Origin of the sequence: Vibrio sp. 661 (assembly GCF_033339315.1) — a bacterium.
GTDB lineage: Bacteria > Pseudomonadota > Gammaproteobacteria > Enterobacterales > Vibrionaceae > Vibrio > Vibrio alginolyticus.
Genome location: NZ_JAWOUJ010000001.1, coordinates 582,103 through 600,643 on the forward strand (window position 1 = coordinate 582,103; position 18,541 = coordinate 600,643).

General features: G+C 44.7%; 16 protein-coding genes. 12 read left to right on the forward strand and 4 right to left on the reverse strand.

The features are described 5' to 3' along the window. Positions 1-17: 17 nt before the first annotated feature. Genes R7P69_RS02695 through R7P69_RS02705 form a run of 3 tightly spaced genes read left to right on the forward strand, consistent with a single transcriptional unit; the run spans position 18 to position 4,129 of the window. A complete protein-coding gene (locus tag R7P69_RS02695) occupies positions 18-866 on the forward strand; it encodes an ABC transporter ATP-binding protein (RefSeq protein WP_054701280.1) in 849 nt (282 codons plus the stop codon). Next, on the forward strand, positions 856-2,370 hold the full coding sequence (locus R7P69_RS02700) for an ABC transporter substrate-binding protein (RefSeq protein WP_238952524.1): 1,515 nt from the start codon (positions 856-858) through the stop codon (positions 2,368-2,370). Before R7P69_RS02695 ends, R7P69_RS02700 begins: the two co-directional genes overlap by 11 nt. Before the next feature lie 4 nt (positions 2,371-2,374). Further along, the gene (locus R7P69_RS02705; RefSeq protein ID WP_005375352.1) at positions 2,375-4,129 is read left to right on the forward strand and encodes an ABC transporter permease subunit; all 1,755 of its coding nucleotides are present in this window, start codon (positions 2,375-2,377) and stop codon (positions 4,127-4,129) included. Between the two features lie 178 nt (positions 4,130-4,307). Here R7P69_RS02705 and R7P69_RS02710 read toward each other — a convergent pair whose 3' ends face one another. Next, positions 4,308-5,066, reverse strand: coding sequence for a DeoR/GlpR family DNA-binding transcription regulator (locus R7P69_RS02710; protein WP_005375354.1), 759 nt, complete (start codon positions 5,064-5,066; stop codon positions 4,308-4,310). Positions 5,067-5,340: 274 nt separating this feature from the next. Between R7P69_RS02710 and ltnD the strand changes: the two genes are divergently transcribed. The 6 genes from ltnD (at position 5,341) to R7P69_RS02740 (ending at position 11,480) form a co-directional block, all read left to right on the forward strand. Next, positions 5,341-6,249 carry an L-threonate dehydrogenase gene (gene ltnD, locus R7P69_RS02715; protein ID WP_238952525.1) on the forward strand — a complete coding sequence of 303 codons (909 nt, stop codon included), beginning with the start codon at positions 5,341-5,343 and terminating at the stop codon, positions 6,247-6,249. 25 nt (positions 6,250-6,274) lie between these two features. Further along, on the forward strand, positions 6,275-7,531 hold the full coding sequence (gene otnK / locus R7P69_RS02720) for a 3-oxo-tetronate kinase (RefSeq protein WP_031777204.1): 1,257 nt from the start codon (positions 6,275-6,277) through the stop codon (positions 7,529-7,531). 11 nt (positions 7,532-7,542) lie between these two features. After that, on the forward strand, positions 7,543-8,190 hold the full coding sequence (locus R7P69_RS02725) for an aldolase (protein WP_005385078.1): 648 nt from the start codon (positions 7,543-7,545) through the stop codon (positions 8,188-8,190). Further along, positions 8,190-8,966: a 2-oxo-tetronate isomerase gene (gene otnI / locus R7P69_RS02730; RefSeq protein WP_238952527.1), complete on the forward strand. Its 777-nt coding sequence runs from the start codon at positions 8,190-8,192 to the stop codon at positions 8,964-8,966. Before R7P69_RS02725 ends, otnI begins: the two co-directional genes overlap by 1 nt. A gap of 61 nt (positions 8,967-9,027) precedes the next feature. Continuing rightward, entirely contained in the window at positions 9,028-9,987 is a 960-nt protein-coding gene (gene denD, locus R7P69_RS02735) for a D-erythronate dehydrogenase (protein WP_005375367.1), read from the forward strand. Further along, positions 9,987-11,480, forward strand: coding sequence for a GntP family permease (locus R7P69_RS02740; protein ID WP_005375369.1), 1,494 nt, complete (start codon positions 9,987-9,989; stop codon positions 11,478-11,480). The genes denD and R7P69_RS02740 overlap by 1 nt, the downstream gene beginning before the upstream one ends. 266 nt (positions 11,481-11,746) lie before the next feature. Here R7P69_RS02740 and rcnR read toward each other — a convergent pair whose 3' ends face one another. After that, a complete protein-coding gene (gene rcnR, locus R7P69_RS02745; RefSeq protein WP_005375370.1) occupies positions 11,747-12,019 on the reverse strand; it encodes a Ni(II)/Co(II)-binding transcriptional repressor RcnR in 273 nt (90 codons plus the stop codon). Positions 12,020-12,154: 135 nt separating this feature from the next. Between rcnR and R7P69_RS02750 the strand changes: the two genes are divergently transcribed. Beyond that, positions 12,155-13,231, forward strand: coding sequence for a nickel/cobalt efflux protein RcnA (locus R7P69_RS02750; RefSeq protein WP_158173187.1), 1,077 nt, complete (start codon positions 12,155-12,157; stop codon positions 13,229-13,231). 549 nt (positions 13,232-13,780) lie between these two features. Beyond that, complete coding sequence (locus R7P69_RS02755; protein WP_017635256.1) at positions 13,781-15,340, forward strand: methyl-accepting chemotaxis protein; 1,560 nt, start codon at positions 13,781-13,783, stop codon at positions 15,338-15,340. A 147-nt stretch (positions 15,341-15,487) separates the two neighbouring features. Here the strand turns inward: R7P69_RS02755 and R7P69_RS02760 are convergent, their stop codons facing one another. Next, positions 15,488-16,387 (reverse strand): LysR family transcriptional regulator, encoded by a 900-nt coding sequence (locus tag R7P69_RS02760; protein WP_005385088.1) that lies wholly within the window; start codon positions 16,385-16,387, stop codon positions 15,488-15,490. A gap of 141 nt (positions 16,388-16,528) precedes the next feature. Between R7P69_RS02760 and accD the strand changes: the two genes are divergently transcribed. Further along, a complete protein-coding gene (gene accD, locus R7P69_RS02765; protein ID WP_017821534.1) occupies positions 16,529-17,392 on the forward strand; it encodes an acetyl-CoA carboxylase, carboxyltransferase subunit beta in 864 nt (287 codons plus the stop codon). A 31-nt stretch (positions 17,393-17,423) separates the two neighbouring features. Here the strand turns inward: accD and R7P69_RS02770 are convergent, their stop codons facing one another. Further along, a complete protein-coding gene (locus R7P69_RS02770) occupies positions 17,424-18,401 on the reverse strand; it encodes a hypothetical protein (protein WP_005375380.1) in 978 nt (325 codons plus the stop codon). Between the last annotated feature and the right edge of the window lie 140 nt (positions 18,402-18,541).

Below are 18,541 nucleotides of genomic sequence, written 5' to 3' on the forward strand. Positions count from 1 at the left end.
CATCTCTGGAGCCTATTTTGACTAAGCACAACTTGAGCGGGCACACGCAGCCTAAATCGGCGGAAGTTCGCTTTGAGCAAGCCAGTGTTCACTATTACTCCAAACCAAGTTGGTTGGGGGGCAAACCGTTTAAAGCGCTCGAACAATTGGATCTTTCCATCGACACAAAGAACATTGCGATTGTTGGTCCTTCTGGTGCGGGTAAATCGACTTTGATTGAGCTTCTGTTTGGTCTTCGTAAACCCACATCTGGTGAAGTGTATGTGTGTGGCTATCCGCTATCGCGTAGCTCGGCTAAGCAGCGCCAAGAGTTGTGCCAGCACATTCAATTGATTCCGCAAGAGCCGCAATCGAGCTTGAATCCTTATTACACCGTTCGCCAGATCTTACTGGAGCCGCTAAGCAACATTGGTTTGACACAAGAGCTCAATGAGAAGGTGGAAAAGGTGTTGGCGGATGTCGGTTTGGATCTCACATTGTTGGATCGTAACCCGCAGCAATTATCAGTTGGGCAAGCCCAACGTGTGGCTATCGCCAGAGCTTTGATTGTTGAGCCTTGCGTATTGGTTGCCGATGAGCCAACCAGCAGCTTAGACCCCGTCAGTCGTAAACAGATTCTCGACTTGTTGGCAGGCATTCAAAAGAGTCGTCAGATGCGCCTGATTTTGGTGACACATGACCTCGATGCGGCACAAACCCTATGCGATGAAATCCTAGTGTTAGACAAAGGACGCGTTGTCGAACACGGCACGGCACAAAACGTGACAAATAACCCATCGCACTTGATCACGAGAGCCTTGATGAGCGCTCAACACAAAAGTAATGAATTCACAAAAACCATTGGAGAGGTTTCTTATGCACCTTAGTACTCCCAAGTTAGCTTTGTCGCTGGCTTTAAGCGCACTACTGACGGGTTGTTTTGACTCTGGCGAAAGTAAGCCAGATGCGGAAAAAGCAGCGGCACCGCAAGCAACGAAAATTCGCGTTGCCATGATGCAGCCACCACGCACAGGTCTGTCGCCACTTTCAGATGACGCGTTCAAACTGTCACGTTGGAGCACGGCAGAAACGCTAGTGAACCTAAACGATCAGTCGGTAGCAGAGCCTATGCTGGCAACGGAGTGGGAACAAGTTGACCCGATGACGTGGCAATTTACGGTACGTAAGGGCGTGAAATTCCACGATGGTTCTGACCTTGATGCCAACGCGGTTGTGAACTCTCTACAAAAAGCATTAGATGCCGCACCAAAACCACGCATTTTGGATGGTATCGAATGGCAAGTTAGCGCATTGGACGACTTCACTGTTGAAATCAAAACGACCTTTAACGATCCATTGTTGCCAAGTCGTCTATCTAGTCCACAGTTAGCGATCCTTTCTGGTGCTGCATACCAAGAAAACGGTCGTGTTGTGCCAATCAATGCGGGTACGGGCCCATTCGTTCTGACAGAAATCAACGGGACAACCAGCGCTAAATTGAAGCGTTTTGATGGTTACTGGGGTGAAAAAGCGAAAGTAGATAGCATTTTTGCGGAATACGTACCAAACGGTTTTGCTCGTGCTGCAGCGCTGCGTACCGGTGAGGCGGATGTCGTTGAAGCGGTTCCTGTATCGCAAATCGCGATGATGGAATCTTCACAGCTGCACGAAGTCGCAATGCCGCGTACCAACACGCTTTACCTAAACAATAAATCAGACGTGTTTGGCCAGTTCGGTTTGCGTAAAGCTGCAGCTCAAGCGGTTAACCGTGAGCAAATCATCAAAACGGTTTACGAGAACCACGCCGATTCAGCGAAAGGTCTGTTAGGTCCAGCATTGGCATGGGCTCAACCAATTCGTGATGCGAACCCTCGTATGGAAACCATGGAAATGCGCCACGCGAACGGTGAGAAGATCACCATCGGTACATTTACCGACCGTGCTGAGTTGCCAGAAGTAGCGGTGCTGCTAAAGCAACAACTTGAAGCGGCTGGCTTTGTGGTTGAGCTAGACGTTCGTGAATACGCACAAATCGAAAACGATGCACTAGCAGGTAAGTTCGATGCGTTCTTGTTGTCACGTGCAACGGTGCTGGATTCTGGTGACCCAGTGGCGTACATGCAAAGTGACTTTAGCTGTAAAGGTTCTTACAACCTAGGTCAGTTCTGCTCTGAAGAAGTGGACGCAGCATTGAAACACGCTGATCGTCAGCCTTTGGGTGAGAAACGCCAACAAGCGATCATCGAAGCAGAAAGCAAAATCCTTGAGCAATACGCTGTGATTCCACTGCTTCACGAGCGTGTAATCCAAGGTGAGAGTGACCGCGTGAAGAATGTACAACGTGACCCACGTGAGCGTCGCCTGATCGACCAGTTTACTGAGGTGAACTAACTCGATGTCGTCTGTTGCCAACATGCGCTCTCGTTGGAGCGCTTGTATGCCTGAATGGTTTACGCGTTTTTTGTCGCGCTTCCTGTCACTCGGGGTAGTGGTTGTGCTGGTGGGTTTGATGCCGGATATTGCAGGTATCGACCCAAGCCAATCAATCCTCCGTGCTCGTGCGGGTGCTCAACAATTGCTGACGGCAGAAGCTCTGCAAGCCATTCGAGAGGATCTTCAACTTGACCGCAGCGCTGCTGAGCGATTGTGGGATTGGTTGACGCTTGCCATGCAAGGAGACTTAGGTGTCTCTTGGGTGAGCGGCGCATCCGTGATGGAGAGCGTTCAACAAACCGCAAAAACGTCGTTACTACTGATGCTTACAGCGCTGGGCATGGCATTTGTAATGTGCATGGCGAGCGTGCTTTACACTGTGCGTCGTTGGCAACAGAATCGTTTAGACAAACATCATGACACGCTCAGTTCGGTGTTGGTTTCACTGCCGGAATACGTGATTGCTTCGCTGCTGATCATGGTGTTTTCCATTTGGTTGGGTTGGTTCCCACCTTATGGTTGGCAAGGCGTGCAAAACCTCTGGTTACCCAGTTTGGCAATGGCATTGCCTGCTGCTGGTTTGTTCGGTCGTTTGCTCAATGACAGCCTCAAGCGTGTATTAGATGAACCTTGGGTGATCACTTGGCTATCGGCGAACGTCAGTAAGTTTCAAATCTTACGCTTTGCCTTGTGGCGTGCCGTTAGTAACTTGATTCCTCAAATCGCAATGACGGTGATTGGTTTAACCGGCGGTGCGGTTGCTGTGGAACAGGTGTTTTCCATTCCGGGTATTGGACGATTGATCTTAGGTGCAGCGAAGTCACAAGATCTGCCGATGCTGCAAGGTGGCTTGTTGGTGTTGCTGGTGTTCTCGATGTTGATCAGTAGTGCGAGCATCTTATTGCAACGCTGGTTACTCGGGCACAGTGTCACAAGTGGCAAGCTGATCAGCAGTCACAGCACGTTCCGTTTTACCCAAAGCACCACCAAACGCATCGTCAGTGCCATAATCTTTGCCTTGCTGATTGGTTGTGCGGGATGGGCGTTAATGCGCGATCCTTACACCATCCAATTTACCCGCCTTGAATCGCCAAGCTTGGCTGCCCCGTTTGGTGCCGATGCGGTCGGGCGAGATCTGCTTGCTCGCGTTGGTGGCGGTATGATGTCGACAATCAAAATGGGCATCATCGCAACGTTCCTAAGTTTGGTGATTGGTTTGCTGCTCGGCTTTGTGACTCGTTATAGCCAAGGCTTAATTGAGATCACCAAAGGTGTGCCATACATTGTGGCGGGTCTGCTGATTGCTGGTCTAACGGGAATGAACCCAAACAGTGCCTTGATTGCTATTGTTATGGTGTCATGGGCACCATTAGCAGCGCACTGTGCAAGTTTGTTGATGGAAGCCAAAGCGCAGCCTTACACGCATCTTGCGCCCATTTGGGGAACCAGTCAGTGGCGAGTACTCCGCTACTACTTGTTGCCTTATGTGCTGCCGCCATTGATTCGTCACGCGTTTCTGCGTTTGCCGTACATTACGCTCAGTCTGACTTCTCTGAGTTTTATCGGACTTGGCGTTAAGCCGCCAGAACCTGAATGGGGCTTATTGATTGCAGAGAATCTGCCTTACATCGAGCGCTCACCATTGGGTGTCTTGCTGCCAATCTTAGGCTTAGTTTTGATGGCAATTGCGGTGAATTTGATTTTTGATGACAAGTGACGAGCAGCGATAAAGCGAAGTGAGCTTCCATATCCCAGATGTAATCAGTAATTTGGTAATTTAGAAAACAAAAGGATGTGTTTTCTGCCAGAAAGTACACAGCACGGTCTATGTATATTGGAAGCACCTATAAATTAACGAGTATAAAAGTTACGCGAACTCAGATATTTAGGTAGTGTTACTCTTTATACACACGTAATCCTTTATCCGTTAATTCTTGAGTGACCACTTCGGATAGGTTTCGATCGGTAATAATTCCGTCCAATTGCTCGATGTCTAATGCATGAAAGCTCGCTATCTGACCGTATTTAGTTGAGTCTGAGATCAGATAATTGGTTTGTGCCGCCTTGATGATTGCTTTTTTAACGAGAACTTTATTTTCATTAGGTGTTGATAAGCCTTTCAAGCTCCAAGATGAAGTCGAAATAAAGGCGATATCAATATTTAGCCCATTCAAGAACTCTGCGACTTTTCCTCCAATGGTGGATTGGTTCTCGCGGTCAATTTTTCCGCCAGTGTGGTAAAGCTCACATTCACTGTGCGTCATAAGGAAAGCAGCAATAGAGAAGTCATTGGTGATCACTAAAAGATCATTACGATTTGCTATTTGATGGGCGATTTCTAGAGAGGTTGTTCCCGCATCCAAGTAAATCGTAGCGTCTTGACCAATTAACGTAGCCGCCAGCTTACCAATTTGAATTTTTTCATCCGCTTGTTGCTCGACCTTCGCATCATGGGAAAGTTCGGAATGTAGAGCTTGAGCGAGTTGCACTCCACCAGAAACAGAAACGACTTTACCTGAGGATTCAAGCTTCACGATATCACGACGAATGGTCATATGTGATACGCCAAGGTGGTCGGTTAAATCTGAAATGCTTAACACTTCTTGATGTGATAACAGGGATAATATGGTTCTTTGACGTTCTGCTGGGATCATAGTTTCACTTCTATATTCTTGTTTTTCAGTATCCTACCAATCTTTTCATTTGTTGTGAATATCTGTGAATTATGTTCTCAACGTTGTAAGAACAGCCTTCGCTTGTGTTAACTGCTCGGAATATCTCTGCCTATAAAGAGGTATATATCACGACATTGTTAATTTGTGTGAAAAAATGTGATTCAAAGCGAGGTCTTAGTATTAATCTTCACATATAATCACATCAACCAAACAAGAATTAACAAAGTTTAATAGACCAGAAGGCATTGTTTTTATGAGTGAAGTTCAATCTGTAGGTGTTATCGGTTTAGGCTCTATGGGAATGGGCGCCGCAAAGTCATGTGTGCGTGCAGGCCTAGATGTCTATGGTTTCGATTTAAATTCTCAAGCGCTTGAAGAGTTAGGTTCATTCGGTGCAAAAGCTGTTTCTACAAATGCAGTTGAGTTTGCAGATAAGCTTGATTCGGTTCTAGTTCTTGTTGTGAACGCAGCTCAAGTTAACACGGTCTTGTTCAAAACCGGTCTTGCTACAGCGCTTAAGCCGAATACGCCAGTAATGGTTTCAGCAACCATCTCAGCAGAAGACGCAAAACAAATTGAAGCGAAATTGGCAGAACACAATCTTGTGATGCTTGATGCACCGGTATCTGGTGGTGCTGCAAAAGCAGAATTAGGTGAGATGACTATTATGGCGTCGGGAGCGCAAAGCACATTTGATGCACTTGAACCAGTACTCAACGCAACGGCAGCTAAAGTCTACAACATCGGTGAAACGATTGGCCTAGGCGCAACTGTGAAGATTATCCACCAATTGCTAGCAGGTGTTCATATCGCAGCTGGTGCTGAAGCAATGGCATTAGCGGCACGTGCAAACATTCCTCTTGACCTGATGTACGACGTGGTGACGAATGCAGCGGGTAACTCTTGGATGTTTGAGAACCGCATGAAGCATGTAGTTGATGGTGACTACTCCCCTAAATCTATGGTCGACATCTTTGTGAAAGATCTAAACCTCGTATCGGACACAGCAAAAGATCTCAAATTTCCACTTCCTCTATCAAGCACAGCACTAAACATGTTTTTGAGTGCAAGCAATGCTGGTTTTGGCCAGGAAGACGACAGTGCCGTTATCAAGATTTTTGATGGTATTGAGCTTCCAGGTGTAGAAAACAAACAGAAATAAGCGCACGTAAAACGGAGAAAAAATGATGTTATTAGGCGTTATCGCAGACGACTTTACTGGCGCAACAGACATCGCAGGTTTTCTTGTAGAAAACGGCATGCGCACAGTTCAGCTTAACGGTATTCCAAAAGAAGAGATTGATGTAAACGCAGATGCGGTCGTGATCAGTCTTAAATCTCGCTCTTGTCCTGTAGATGAGGCAATCGAGGATTCAGTAGCGGCGCTTAAGTGGCTGCAAGCAAATGGCTGTCAGCAGTTTTACTTCAAGTACTGCTCAACGTTTGACAGCACAGCAGAAGGTAACATTGGTCCTGTAACGGATGCACTGCTTGCAGAGCTAGGTGAAGCGTTCACCATTGTCTGCCCATCATTACCAGTGAATGGTCGCACAGTTTTCAACGGCCATCTATTTGTATTCCAAGACTTGCTAAGCGACTCAGGTATGCGTAATCACCCTGTGACACCAATGACTGATTCAAGCCTAGTTCGTATGATGGATGCTCAATCTCAAGGCAAATCTGGCCTGGTGAACTTCCAAATAATTGAACAAGGTCCAAAAGCGGTAATTGAGCGCTTTGAAGAGCTAAAAGTACAAGGCAACCGCTACGCAGTGGTTGATGCATTCAATGCAGAGCATCTTGTCACACTTGGCCAAGCGGCGAAGTCTCTAAAACTGGTAACTGGTGGTTCTGGTTTGGCTGCGGGTATTGCTAAGAACTGGATAGAGAGCCTTGAAGATCAAAGTGATGCGAAGCAAGAGGGGAACCCTAAAAAAGCACCAACCGTTGTGTTATCTGGATCTTGTTCTGTCATGACCAACCAACAGGTCGCTGTTTACAAAGAAAAAGCGCCACACTTTGCTATTGATGTGAAGGCGTGTCTGACGGAAGAAGACTACTCAAATCAAGTGTTTGATTGGGTCATGACCAACATCGAAAGCGAGTTCGCACCACTGGTTTACGCAACCGCAGATGCAGCGGCGTTAAAAGCGATTCAACAAGAGTTTGGCGCGCATGCTTCAAGCCACGCGGTTGAACAATTCTTTAGCCAACTTGCAATCAAACTTCAGCAGCACGGTGTGAAAAATTTCATCGTTGCGGGTGGGGAAACCTCAGGGGTTGTAACCCAAAGCCTAGCCGTAAAAGGTTTTCATATCGGTCCTCAAATCGCACCAGGTGTACCTTGGGTGAAGTCACTTGAAGGCGAGCTTTCTTTGGCTCTGAAATCGGGCAACTTCGGCGATGAACACTTCTTTGCCAAAGCACAGTCGTTTTTTGAATAGGTGAGGTTGTGATGAATAAAGAATTGATGACAGAACAACAACTGCGAGAGCAAATGGTCACTATGGCGCGCTCTATGTTTGAACGTGGCTATGCGACTGGCGGCGCTGGCAACCTTTCTCTAAAACTGCCTAATGGACACTTTCTGGCAACGCCAACTGGTTCTTCGTTCGGCCGCTTGATTGCTGAAGAGCTTTCGGTTGTGGATATTGATGGCAACCATATCTCTGGTGAAAAGCCATCAAAAGAAGTGGCTTTTCATCTGGCGATTTATCGAAATAACTCAAAGTGTAATGCGATTGTGCATCTACATTCTACTTACTTGACGGCGCTTTCTTGTCTTGAAGGTTTAGATCGCGAGAATGCCATCAAAGCTTTCACACCTTACTTTGTAATGCGCATTGGCGAACTGCCAGTGATTCCGTACCTGCGCCCGGGCGACCCTCAGATTGCTGAAGAACTTGCGCAGCGGGCAAGTGACTACCGAGCTTTCCTCCTGGCGAACCATGGTCCAGTGATCACGGGTACGGACTTTGAAGATGCAGTGGATAACGCAGAAGAGCTAGAAGAGACAGCGAAGCTAGCGTTCATTCTTAAAGACAGCAACATCCGCTACTTAACGGATACTGAGATTCAAGACCTAAAAGGGAGAGGTAAGTAATGGCTAAATTCGCGGCAAATCTGACAATGTTATTCACAGAAGTTCCTTTTCTAGATCGTTTCGAAAAAGCACACCAAGCGGGCTTCAAAGCGGTGGAATACCTTTTCCCATACGCATTCGAAGCGCAAGAACTAGCAAGCAAGATACAGCAGTTTGGTTTTGAGCAAGCGTTATTCAACATGCCTCCAGGTGATTGGGATGCAGGTGAACGAGGTTTTGCAGCTATTCCGGGGCGTGAGGATGAATTTAAAACGAGCGTCGAGACTGCGCTGATGTACGCCAAGGCACTGAACTGTAAAAAGGTTCACGCTATGTCTGGCATTGTTGATTCACGCTTCACTCGTGATCAGCATATTGAAACCTTTATCTCAAACATTCGTTATGCAGCGGATAAGTTTGCCGAGCAAGGTGTTGAGCTGATGATCGAGCCACTCAACAATCGCGATGTACCGAACTACTTTGTTGCACATCAACGTGAAGCTGTGGAACTCATCAAACAAGTGTCTCGTCCAAACGTGAAATTGCAGCTCGATCTCTATCACGCACAAATTATGGACGGTGATCTGAGTACGTTGATTCGAGATGTGGCGCCATACACAGGCCATATTCAAATTGCTTCTGTGCCTGAAAGGCACGAACCATCGGAAGGCGAACTGAATTACCCACACCTATTCAATGTTTTGGATGACTCTGGTTACCAAGGCTGGATCGGTTGTGAATACAACCCAAGGCATAGCACGCAGCTAGGCCTTAGTTGGGTTAAACCATACCTATAACAATTTTAATTTCTATCCATAAATAACTTGAAACCAATTACAAAAACAAAGGGTCGTGACTATGAATATTATCATAACTGGAGGGGCGGGTTTTCTCGGAACCCTACTTGCCAAATCACTACTAAAAGAAAACAAAGCTGAAAGTATTACTATTGTCGACATTCAAAAGTCGCGCTTAGAGGGCATTGATGACCGAGTCGTTTCTTTAGTCATGGATATGACAAAGCGAGAAAATATAGACCAAGTTATTACTGCCGAAACGACACACATTTTTCATTTAGCGGCAATTGTATCGAGCCATGCTGAGCAAGATTTTGATTTAGGCGTAGCTGTAAACCTGACGACCACACAGTTATTGCTTGAGCGTTGCCGTAAAGTAAACCCTAATATTCGTTTTACGTTTGCTTCATCTTTAGCTGTATTTGGTGGTGATCTTCCGGAAACGATTACACCAATAACAGCACTTCATCCTCAGTCATCCTACGGGACGCAAAAAGCTATAGGTGAGTTATTGGTGAACGACTATGCCCGTAAAGGCTTTGTTAAAGCTGTATCCGTACGTTTACCGACTATTTGTATTCGCCCTGGGAAACCAAACCTTGCCGCTAGCTCTTTCGTAAGCGGAATTATTCGTGAGCCTTTGAATGCTCAAGAATCAAATTGTCCTGTAGACCCTACGCTAAAACTTTGGATATCGAGCCCGTCTAGAGTGGTGGACAATATTCAATATGCAGGGCTAATGCCTTATGAGCAGTTAAATAATCTGTCCTATAGAACGCTTAATTTACCTGGTATTCAAACTACACCAGCTGAGATGATTCAAACAATGGACACTCTAATGGGTAAACAACTTTCTAATTATATTACCTATGAGCATGATGCGGGTATTGATCGTATTGTGAGTAGTTGGCCACAAAAAATTGATTGTACTAAAGAACTGGAGCTTGGATTTAAATCAGACAGTAATTTCAAGGATGTATTACAACAATTTATTTCTGTTAACAATATGGAGATTGTCTAATGTTACCAACCTCAGTAATTGGACTAATAGTAGCCGTATCAGTCCTTGTTTTTCTTGTATTACGTACAAAAGTACATGTGTTAATTGCGATGTTAATTGCGGCATGTATCGCAGGTATTATTGGTGGGTTAAGTGTTGACGACACGATTGCGACCGTTAGCAAAGGATTTGGTGGAACATTAGGCGGTATAGGGATTGTCATCGGTCTCGGCGTTATGATGGGGGCTATTTTAGAGGCTTCTGGAGCAGGAGAAAGTATTGCCTATAATTTTATAAAGTGGTTAGGAAAAAAGAAAGAAGAGGCCGCTCTTGCTGTAACTGGCTATATTGTTAGCATCCCCATCTTTGTGGATAGCGCGCTTATCATTCTTTATCCAATAGCGAAGTCTTTGTCAAAAACGTCCAATCGCTCGATTTTAACGCTTACGGTTGCTCTGGCGGGCGGCTTGGTCGTAGCGCATCACGCTATTCCGCCGACTCCAGGGCCTTTGGGAGTTGCTGGTATCTTTGGTGTCGATCTTGCCAGCATGTTAGGTTTTGGTTTGATGATCGCAGCGCCTTGTGTCATGGGTATTGTTTGGTATGCAAGATGGTTAGAAAAGCAGTTTCCTGAATTCATTCCAACCGAACATTTCTCGAAGTCTAGTGAGCAACTGATTAATGATCACAAAGAGTACATTGCAAGTAAAGAAGCGAAAGACCTACCATCTTTAAGTAAATCTATCGCTCCAATTATTATCCCAATTTTACTTATACTTGCGAAATCAGTGATGGGTTTATTAGAGGGGACTTTCGGTTTCGAAGGGCTGACTGCAACAACATTTGGTCAATTTATCGCTTTTATCGGCAGCCCTACTATTGCACTATCAATAGCGACGTTATTAGCGGTTTACACATTGGGTAATAACCTTACCAAAGAAGAAGCGAATGAAAAGATGGAACAAGGAATCTCCACTTGTGGCATCATTTTGTTAGTAACAGGAGCTGGTGGCGCGTTAGGTGCCGTATTGCGTGAAACGGGTGCGGGCGCAGAGATTGCTAACCAAGTTGCAGGGCTTCCTATTTCTGCGGTTATGATTCCATTTATTATTGCGACGTTAGTTCGTATTATTCAGGGCTCTGGTACAGTCTCCATGATAACCGCTGCTTCTATATCTGCCCCAGTTTTAGTAAATATTCCTGACGTTAACCTTTTATTCGCAGCGACGGCAGCTACGATGGGATCTCTATTTGCTGGCTACTTTAATGACTCGCTATTCCATATTGTTAATCGATTAATGGGGGTGACTGAGGTTAAGAAACAACTCATTATTTGGACTATTCCAACAACAATTGCTTGGGCTATTGGTGGTTCATTAGTCATGATTCTTAACTTATTCTTCGGATCTCATGGTTCAATCTTTGATCCTGTGTTACCACTTGCTGTACTTTTGGGGTGTGTTGCATTTACAAAATCTTACAGCGCTAAGCACGTCGAATTACAAGAGGTATAAAGGTTTACTTGTACTCTTCCATAAAGTAAAAACCTATCACAATATGTATTTTTATCAGATAGTTTAGAGTTTTTTAATAATATGAACGGCCCTATGTTTGGGCCGTTTTAGTTCTTATAAATAAACTATTTAACTCGAACCGATATAGGTTCCATTTTCAACTTAATCAATATGAAATGGAATTGTTATTTCCCGCTTAGTAAGCGATTACCTATAAAGGATCTATTCGAGTTTAACCCTAGTGACTTTACTCTAGCGAAGTAGGGTTACTTTATATAAGAGTCCAGTACTTTTAATACGACTTCCATATCTTTTTCACGTTGAGTTTTGTCTTCCTCAAGTACAACGTGCTCAAGTAAGTGACCTTTAATTACTTCTCGCATCAAACCATTTACTGCTCCCCGAATAGCGGCAATCTGCTGCAACACATCTTGGCATTCATGCTCTTCTTCCAGCATTTTTTTAAGTCCATTCACCTGACCCTGTATTTTACTGACTCGAGTGTTGAGCTTCTTTTGATCTCTGGTTGTATGCGACATGTCTTATCTTCTTTAAGTTACGGGCCGAGTTATTCTAACTGATAATGTAGCACTCAATTTATACTGGGGGGTAGTATTTAATACTAGGGGGGAGTATAGTTTGCGATAAATTAGAATCAACAACAGAGAACAACAATGGATTTTGTCGCGTTACTACAACAAGGTAATGGGTGGTTCTTTATTCCCAGTGCCATTTTGCTTGGCGCTTTGCATGGTTTAGAACCTGGGCACTCTAAAACGATGATGGCGGCGTTCATTGTCGCTGTGAAAGGAACGGTCAAACAAGCCGTGATGCTGGGTTTAGCTGCCACACTTTCTCACACTGCAATTGTATGGTTAATCGCTGTTGGCGGGATGTATATTAGCCAGAAATTCACCGCTGAAGCGGCTGAACCATGGATGCAACTTATCTCTGGGGTCATTATCGTGACAACCGGCGTATGGATGTTTTGGCGGACATGGAGCGATGAGCGAGCTTGGAACAAAGCTCAGGAGCATGCTCGCGACTGGACGACGCAAGTTGTGGATACAGGACATGGGCATGTTTCGCTTTCGATTACACAGGAAGGGGAGCATCACCGTTTCCAATTGCGAACACTCAGCGGTAAACCTTTAACTGCTGAAGGTATCAAGGTTTCGGTATCGAGTGATGGTTATCAACCTGCTGATATTTATCACTTTATAGAGCGTGATGGATACTTGGAATCGGCGTCTTGCATTGAAGTCTCTAATGGACTTTCTGTCACTTTGATCATCGGGCACCATGATCATACCCATGACTTTGATGTACATTTCCGTCCTGGGTCTCATTTAGAAAGCGAAGATAAGGAATATCAAGATGCTCACGAGCGCGCTCACGCTTTAGACATTCAAAAGCGCTTTGAGAATCGAGACGTGACGAATGGGCAAATTCTGCTGTTTGGATTAACGGGCGGTTTGATTCCATGCCCTGCTGCGGTAACGGTTTTGCTTATCTGTTTGCAGCTTAAGGCAATGACTCTTGGTGCGACTTTAGTTGTGTCATTCAGTATTGGCTTAGCCTTGACTCTGGTTGCTGTTGGCGTTGTGGCTGCAGTGGGCGTGCAAAAAGCGACATCTAAATGGAGCGGTTTGAATGATGTTGCACGTCGAGCTCCTTACTTATCGGGCGTCTTGATCAGTGCAGTTGGTTTATACATGGGTATGCATGGATACATATCGCTGACGAGTTAAACTCTGTGGTAAAGATTTTTTTCCTTTCTTTTTTATGGGCAATGGCTTCATGCCTTGGTTTACCTATTTTGCTGCCGATTCTTGATTGAGAATTACTCGATCTGACATCGCTGCCATATCTACAAACCAAGTCATTCTCGCTTCACCAAACATCTCGTATTACAACCGCTGCGATTGTGGCTCTAATATCTGAACCTGAGATACTAAATGATAAAACGGGAGCACTGACCACAGCGCTCCCGACGGTCAAAACGCTAATTAGAAGTCTTTTCTTTAATGTTCGATACCAATTTGGTCGCATAGTTAAATTTAACTATGCAAACGTTTCCTTTTGCGTACTCGTCCCTTCGCCAAACCTCGTAGAAATGTGACGTTTTGAAGACTTTTTTTCCTTCTGTCTAAAGTAATCGGGAACCAAGCAGATACATAGTTATAAAGTTATGTCTTGCTCTGCCAAACAGACCCAAAATGCAGTTTGGTTGGTTTTGGAGAAGAAAGGCTTAGCGCTCGATTAATGAGCATCAATTGAATTGTATTGAGACAATTATAATGAAAAGAATCATCTTATTAGCAGTCTGCGCCATGTTTGGTATTGCTGTCGTGGCGAGTATGGCATCAACGTACCTAATTTCGAGTCAGAAAATCGATGACATCATCTTAAACAAATCCCAAGTTCAAGCTGAGTTTCTAGCGGGAAATGCGAGTTATATTTTGGAGAACTCAGCCAATCCAATGCAAGATTTACAATCGCTTGTTGAGGGGCTGAAACAACGTTCAGACGTGAGTTATGCCGTTGTAATTGACCGTAACGTAACGGCAGTAGCCCACAGTGATAAGCACAAGCTGAACAAAACCTATAACGATGAATATACTGTTGAAGGCGCGACGAGAGGTGTTCAACAGTACTCAAAGTGGTATGCCGATGTCCAGAAAGTATGGGTGTTTGACATCATGGCACCAATTTATGTGGATGGTCAGTTATACGGTACTTTTGATATTGGTATTCCTATTACCGAAGTGAGCCAAGCGACGAATGGAATTATTACTTACCAGTTGATCTCTATGGTGGCGATCTTCGTTATGTGTGTTTTGATTCTGTCACTTCTGCTAAATAAACTGATGAGACCGCTTTCTGCGCTTAAAGACGCTCTACAAGACATCTCAAAAGGAGACGGAGACTTAACCGTTCGTTTGCCAGCGAAAGGTAATGACGAAGTCGCGCAAATTTCTTCTGCTTTCAACGTTTTTGTTGGGAAAGTACATGAGATTATTACACAAGTTGTAAATACTGGTGTGGAGCTTAATAGTTCAGCTGTCGCTTTGCGTGGGCAATCTCAGCAAGCGCTCACAAGAGGGCAAGAGCAGAACGAGCAAACCATGCTGGTTGTCACATCCATGAACGAAATGATTGCGACGGTCAATGAAATTGCCTCCAATGCTGCCGGAGCGGCAAATGCTGCGAGTGCAGCAAGTAATGAAGCGCAAGATGGCTACACGACGCTAGAAAGAACCAAAACGGCGATGACTAATCTTGAAAACGAGATGAACAGCACTTCCAACATTATCGTGAGTCTTGCTGAAAATACTCAGTCGATTGGTAGTATTCTAGAGGTTATTAGAGGTATTTCGGAGCAAACCAATCTATTGGCTCTCAATGCGGCTATCGAAGCTGCACGCGCTGGTGATGCCGGCCGAGGTTTTGCAGTCGTAGCTGATGAAGTTCGCAACCTAGCGACTAAAACGGCTCATTCTACCGATGAAATTGACAACATGATTCACCAGCTACAAACTGAAGCTCAAAGTGCGGTGAATTCAATGAGCAATAGTAAGACTCTTATTGAAGAAGGAACGGCAGAAACCGAGTTAGCTCGACAGGCTTTAGAAGCAATAGCTGCACAAGTGACGACTATTTCAGATATCAATACTCAAGTAGCAACCGCAACAGAACAGCAATCAACGGTAGCAAACGAAATTAATATGAACATGGATACCGTCAGCCACTCAGTGAAAAGTGCGCTAACGGCGAGTGAGCAACTAGAAGAATCAAGTCAACAACTCGCGGAGCTATCGCGAACACTCGATCGTCACGTAGGAGCGTTTAGAATCTAAACGCCAACTGACCCTCTTTAATAAAAGCCAGTAAATGTTAATTGCTGGCTTTTTTATTTGAAAAAATCGAGTCTCAAATCGCTTAGCGGTGTTTGTCCTTTCTAGACGATAAAACAGAATACGATAAATTAGTTGAGTAAAGCTTAGCTAGGCGTTAAGTTTTGCGTTTTGCTTTAAATGTTCAACAAACATAGATATTTTCTTAGCTACATGTTTTCTAGACGAGTAAAAGGCGTAAAGCACTAAATCCTCAGGTTCGTACTCTAGAGTGACGATTTCTAGCTCACCATTTTTGATCTCATTTTGGCATGACTCAATTGGCAATATTGCGTATCCAAGCCCTGATAACGCGCCATATCTGGCGAGATGACCGCTGTTTACTTTGAATGAAGATTGCACAGTTTGAGTAATATGGCCCCCAACAGGGTTTCTGAATACCCATGGTGCACCATTTACTGCGGTAAGCGTCGTGATGCAGGGAACATGACTTAGATCCGTAATTTTGTAAGGGGTGGCGTATTTCTCAATTAGTTGAGGCGCGGCTAAAATGGCACTGGGCCAGCGTTTTATCTCTCTCGCCACCCAGTTACTGTCTGACAAAGTCCCTCTATGAAAACTCAAAATGACATCAAAGCTGTCAATAACATCATCTTTAGGGTTTAGCGTTGTATCGCAAGACAAAGAGATTGACGGGTATTGCGTGCAAAAGGTGACAACCGCTTTGGCCAGTACAGGTGTGTCTGGCATAAGAATTCGCAGTTCCCCTGTTACCGTGTGTGAGTGGCGCGTTACCGTTTCTAGTGCGGCGTTGAGTTGCTCCAATAACGGACGAGTGCTGCTATAGAGCTCTTCTCCAGCCTCGGTAGGCGTCATTCGCCTTGTTGTTCTATTGAACAACCTAATGTTTAACTTTTCTTCAAGCAGGGCAATGTGTCGGCTGACATTTGATGTTGGTATATTCAAACACTCAGCGGCTCGCTTAAAGCTGTTGTTCTCATAAACACAGTGAAAACTTTTTAACCAGATTTGGTCAACGTTATCAAACATTTCATTATCCCACTTTATTGGATTATCAAGCCAGCATATCGCACTTTATCCCTGTACTAAGTTACATACAATCTTATTTACAAGTTTAAGCGAACAAACAACGAAATATCGCGCTAGAACGTAATCAATAGTGGTGAATTTATGAGCTGGTTAGAACGGTTATTTGAGAATAAAAATATAATAGGTTCGCGCAAAGCGTCTATCCCTGAGGGAGTTTGGACAAAGTGTCCTGAGTGTGAACAAATACTTTATCGTGCCGCGTTAAAAGAAAATTTGGAAGTATGCCCTAAATGCTCATATCACATGAGAATGGCTGCGCGTCAAAGGTTGATCTCTTTTCTGGACCATGGAACACAACAAGAGTTGGCAAGTGAGTTGGAGCCACAAGATATTTTGGGTTTTAAAGACTTAAAGCGATATAAAGAGCGAATTGCTTTAGCACAGAAAACGACTGGAGAAAAAGATGCGTTGGTGGTGATGGAGGGCAAGTTATTGGGGCTGCCTGTTGTTGCGTGTGCATTCGAATTCTCTTTCATGGCAGGCTCGATGGGCGCAGTGGTTGGCGAGAAGTTTGTCCGAGCAGTTGAAAGCGCAATTAATACAAAATCTGGGTTAGTATGTTTTTCCGCTTGCGGAGGGGCGCGCATGCAAGAGTCTTTGGTGGCACTAATGCAAATGTCAAAAACCAGCGCCGCGTTAAACCACTTATCTGAGCACAGATTACCCTATATCTCAGTATTGACGGACCAAACTTATGGTGGCGTCTCGGCGAGTTTAGCCATGTTAGGAGACATCAATATTGGTGAACCTAAAGCAAGTATTGGCTTTGCGGGAAGACGTGTCATTGAGCAAACGGTACGTGAAAAGTTACCAGACGAGTTTCAGCGAAGTGAATTTTTACTAGCGCATGGTGCGCTAGATATGATTGTCGATAGACGTGAAATGCGCGATCGCGTTGGCCGCTTACTGGCTAAGTTAACCAACGCGAGGGTGGTCTCAGAATAGGTTGTATTAAAATTAGACTTAGTACTTGCGTTTATTGAGCCGTAATCATTACAAACCGTTCATTTTGCCCCCATCTTGGTTCCGCATTCATTAGGCTGAGATCCAACGCCGTTTGGTATGGGTCAACAGCAAAATGGTTGCTTACTAACCCCCAGAGCATCCAGTTGATTGCGGTTTCATTCTCGGTAAGCTCTTCGAGTGGCGCTTGGAGGAAAAAGTACTCATCTTCGCCATCGTAACCGAGCCGATCATAGATAATGTTGCGTAGCTCTCGATCCAAATCATGTTGGAGGTTGATTGAGTCGTACAGTTGCTCTTCTGTTGGGCCATTCTCATGGTGATAAACATTGCGTTTTGACTCTTTGTGTAAAGTACCTGCGCCAGTTTCAATGCTTACTTTCTTTTGCGAGTGTTGCTCAAGAACTTGAATGATTTCATCCTCTAGTTGATCGAGTTTACTCAGCAAAACTTGATTGTTTATGTCACCAGCGGGGGAGGCCATCGTTTGGAAGGCTTTCACTCTCTCGTAGACTGCTTTCCCGTGAGGAAGGGCTGCAAAACACTGTTCTTGGAGCGCTTCATTGGCTTGCCAAATGCCCGAGTAGAGCTCGTAATCATGTGTATATGGTGGAAGCTCTTCAGTATCTTCCCCTAATAATTCTCGCCAGCGCTTTTGCCACTGTTCTTCTTTTGCGTGTTTTACACGCGCGTATTGCTTAACCCAGCGGTTACGAAGTTTTACCCCAAAAATGGCAAGTCCCCATGGAGCGAGCAAATAAAAATAATAGTGAGAAGAGTTATCCCAAAAGTAACCGTAAACGTAAACACCAAAAGCAAGCACCCAAGTTCCAATAGTACAAGCAATAACCCCGGACATTATTGATGATTGGCGCTTTGTTTCTCTTAATGTATTACCTTCAGCACATAACCAAAAAATGCCACCAAAAACAAAGGCAAACGTTGTCATGAAGTAGGCAATCCCCGCTCCCAAAAATCCCCAAAGTGACATGTATTATCCCTAGCCAAATATCTGCTTTATTCACTCATCAATGACTGGAGGAGTAAATGTGTTTGATTTGGCGGAGAATTTACCATTAATGCCAGCCTTTTGATATGCACTCGATGACTTATTGGGAATGAGTCACAAAT

Coding starts and splice junctions, on each gene's coding strand:
- R7P69_RS02700 (WP_238952524.1), top strand. CDS start 856: ATGCACCTTAGTACTCCCAAGTTAGCTTTGTCGCTGGCTTTAAGCGCA.
- R7P69_RS02705 (WP_005375352.1), top strand. CDS start 2,375: ATGTCGTCTGTTGCCAACATGCGCTCTCGTTGGAGCGCTTGTATGCCT.
- R7P69_RS02710 (WP_005375354.1), bottom strand. CDS start 5,066: ATGATCCCAGCAGAACGTCAAAGAACCATATTATCCCTGTTATCACAT.
- ltnD (WP_238952525.1), top strand. CDS start 5,341: ATGAGTGAAGTTCAATCTGTAGGTGTTATCGGTTTAGGCTCTATGGGA.
- otnK (WP_031777204.1), top strand. CDS start 6,275: ATGTTATTAGGCGTTATCGCAGACGACTTTACTGGCGCAACAGACATC.
- R7P69_RS02725 (WP_005385078.1), top strand. CDS start 7,543: ATGAATAAAGAATTGATGACAGAACAACAACTGCGAGAGCAAATGGTC.
- otnI (WP_238952527.1), top strand. CDS start 8,190: ATGGCTAAATTCGCGGCAAATCTGACAATGTTATTCACAGAAGTTCCT.
- denD (WP_005375367.1), top strand. CDS start 9,028: ATGAATATTATCATAACTGGAGGGGCGGGTTTTCTCGGAACCCTACTT.
- R7P69_RS02740 (WP_005375369.1), top strand. CDS start 9,987: ATGTTACCAACCTCAGTAATTGGACTAATAGTAGCCGTATCAGTCCTT.
- rcnR (WP_005375370.1), bottom strand. CDS start 12,019: ATGTCGCATACAACCAGAGATCAAAAGAAGCTCAACACTCGAGTCAGT.
- R7P69_RS02750 (WP_158173187.1), top strand. CDS start 12,155: ATGGATTTTGTCGCGTTACTACAACAAGGTAATGGGTGGTTCTTTATT.
- R7P69_RS02755 (WP_017635256.1), top strand. CDS start 13,781: ATGAAAAGAATCATCTTATTAGCAGTCTGCGCCATGTTTGGTATTGCT.
- R7P69_RS02760 (WP_005385088.1), bottom strand. CDS start 16,387: ATGTTTGATAACGTTGACCAAATCTGGTTAAAAAGTTTTCACTGTGTT.
- accD (WP_017821534.1), top strand. CDS start 16,529: ATGAGCTGGTTAGAACGGTTATTTGAGAATAAAAATATAATAGGTTCG.
- R7P69_RS02770 (WP_005375380.1), bottom strand. CDS start 18,401: ATGTCACTTTGGGGATTTTTGGGAGCGGGGATTGCCTACTTCATGACA.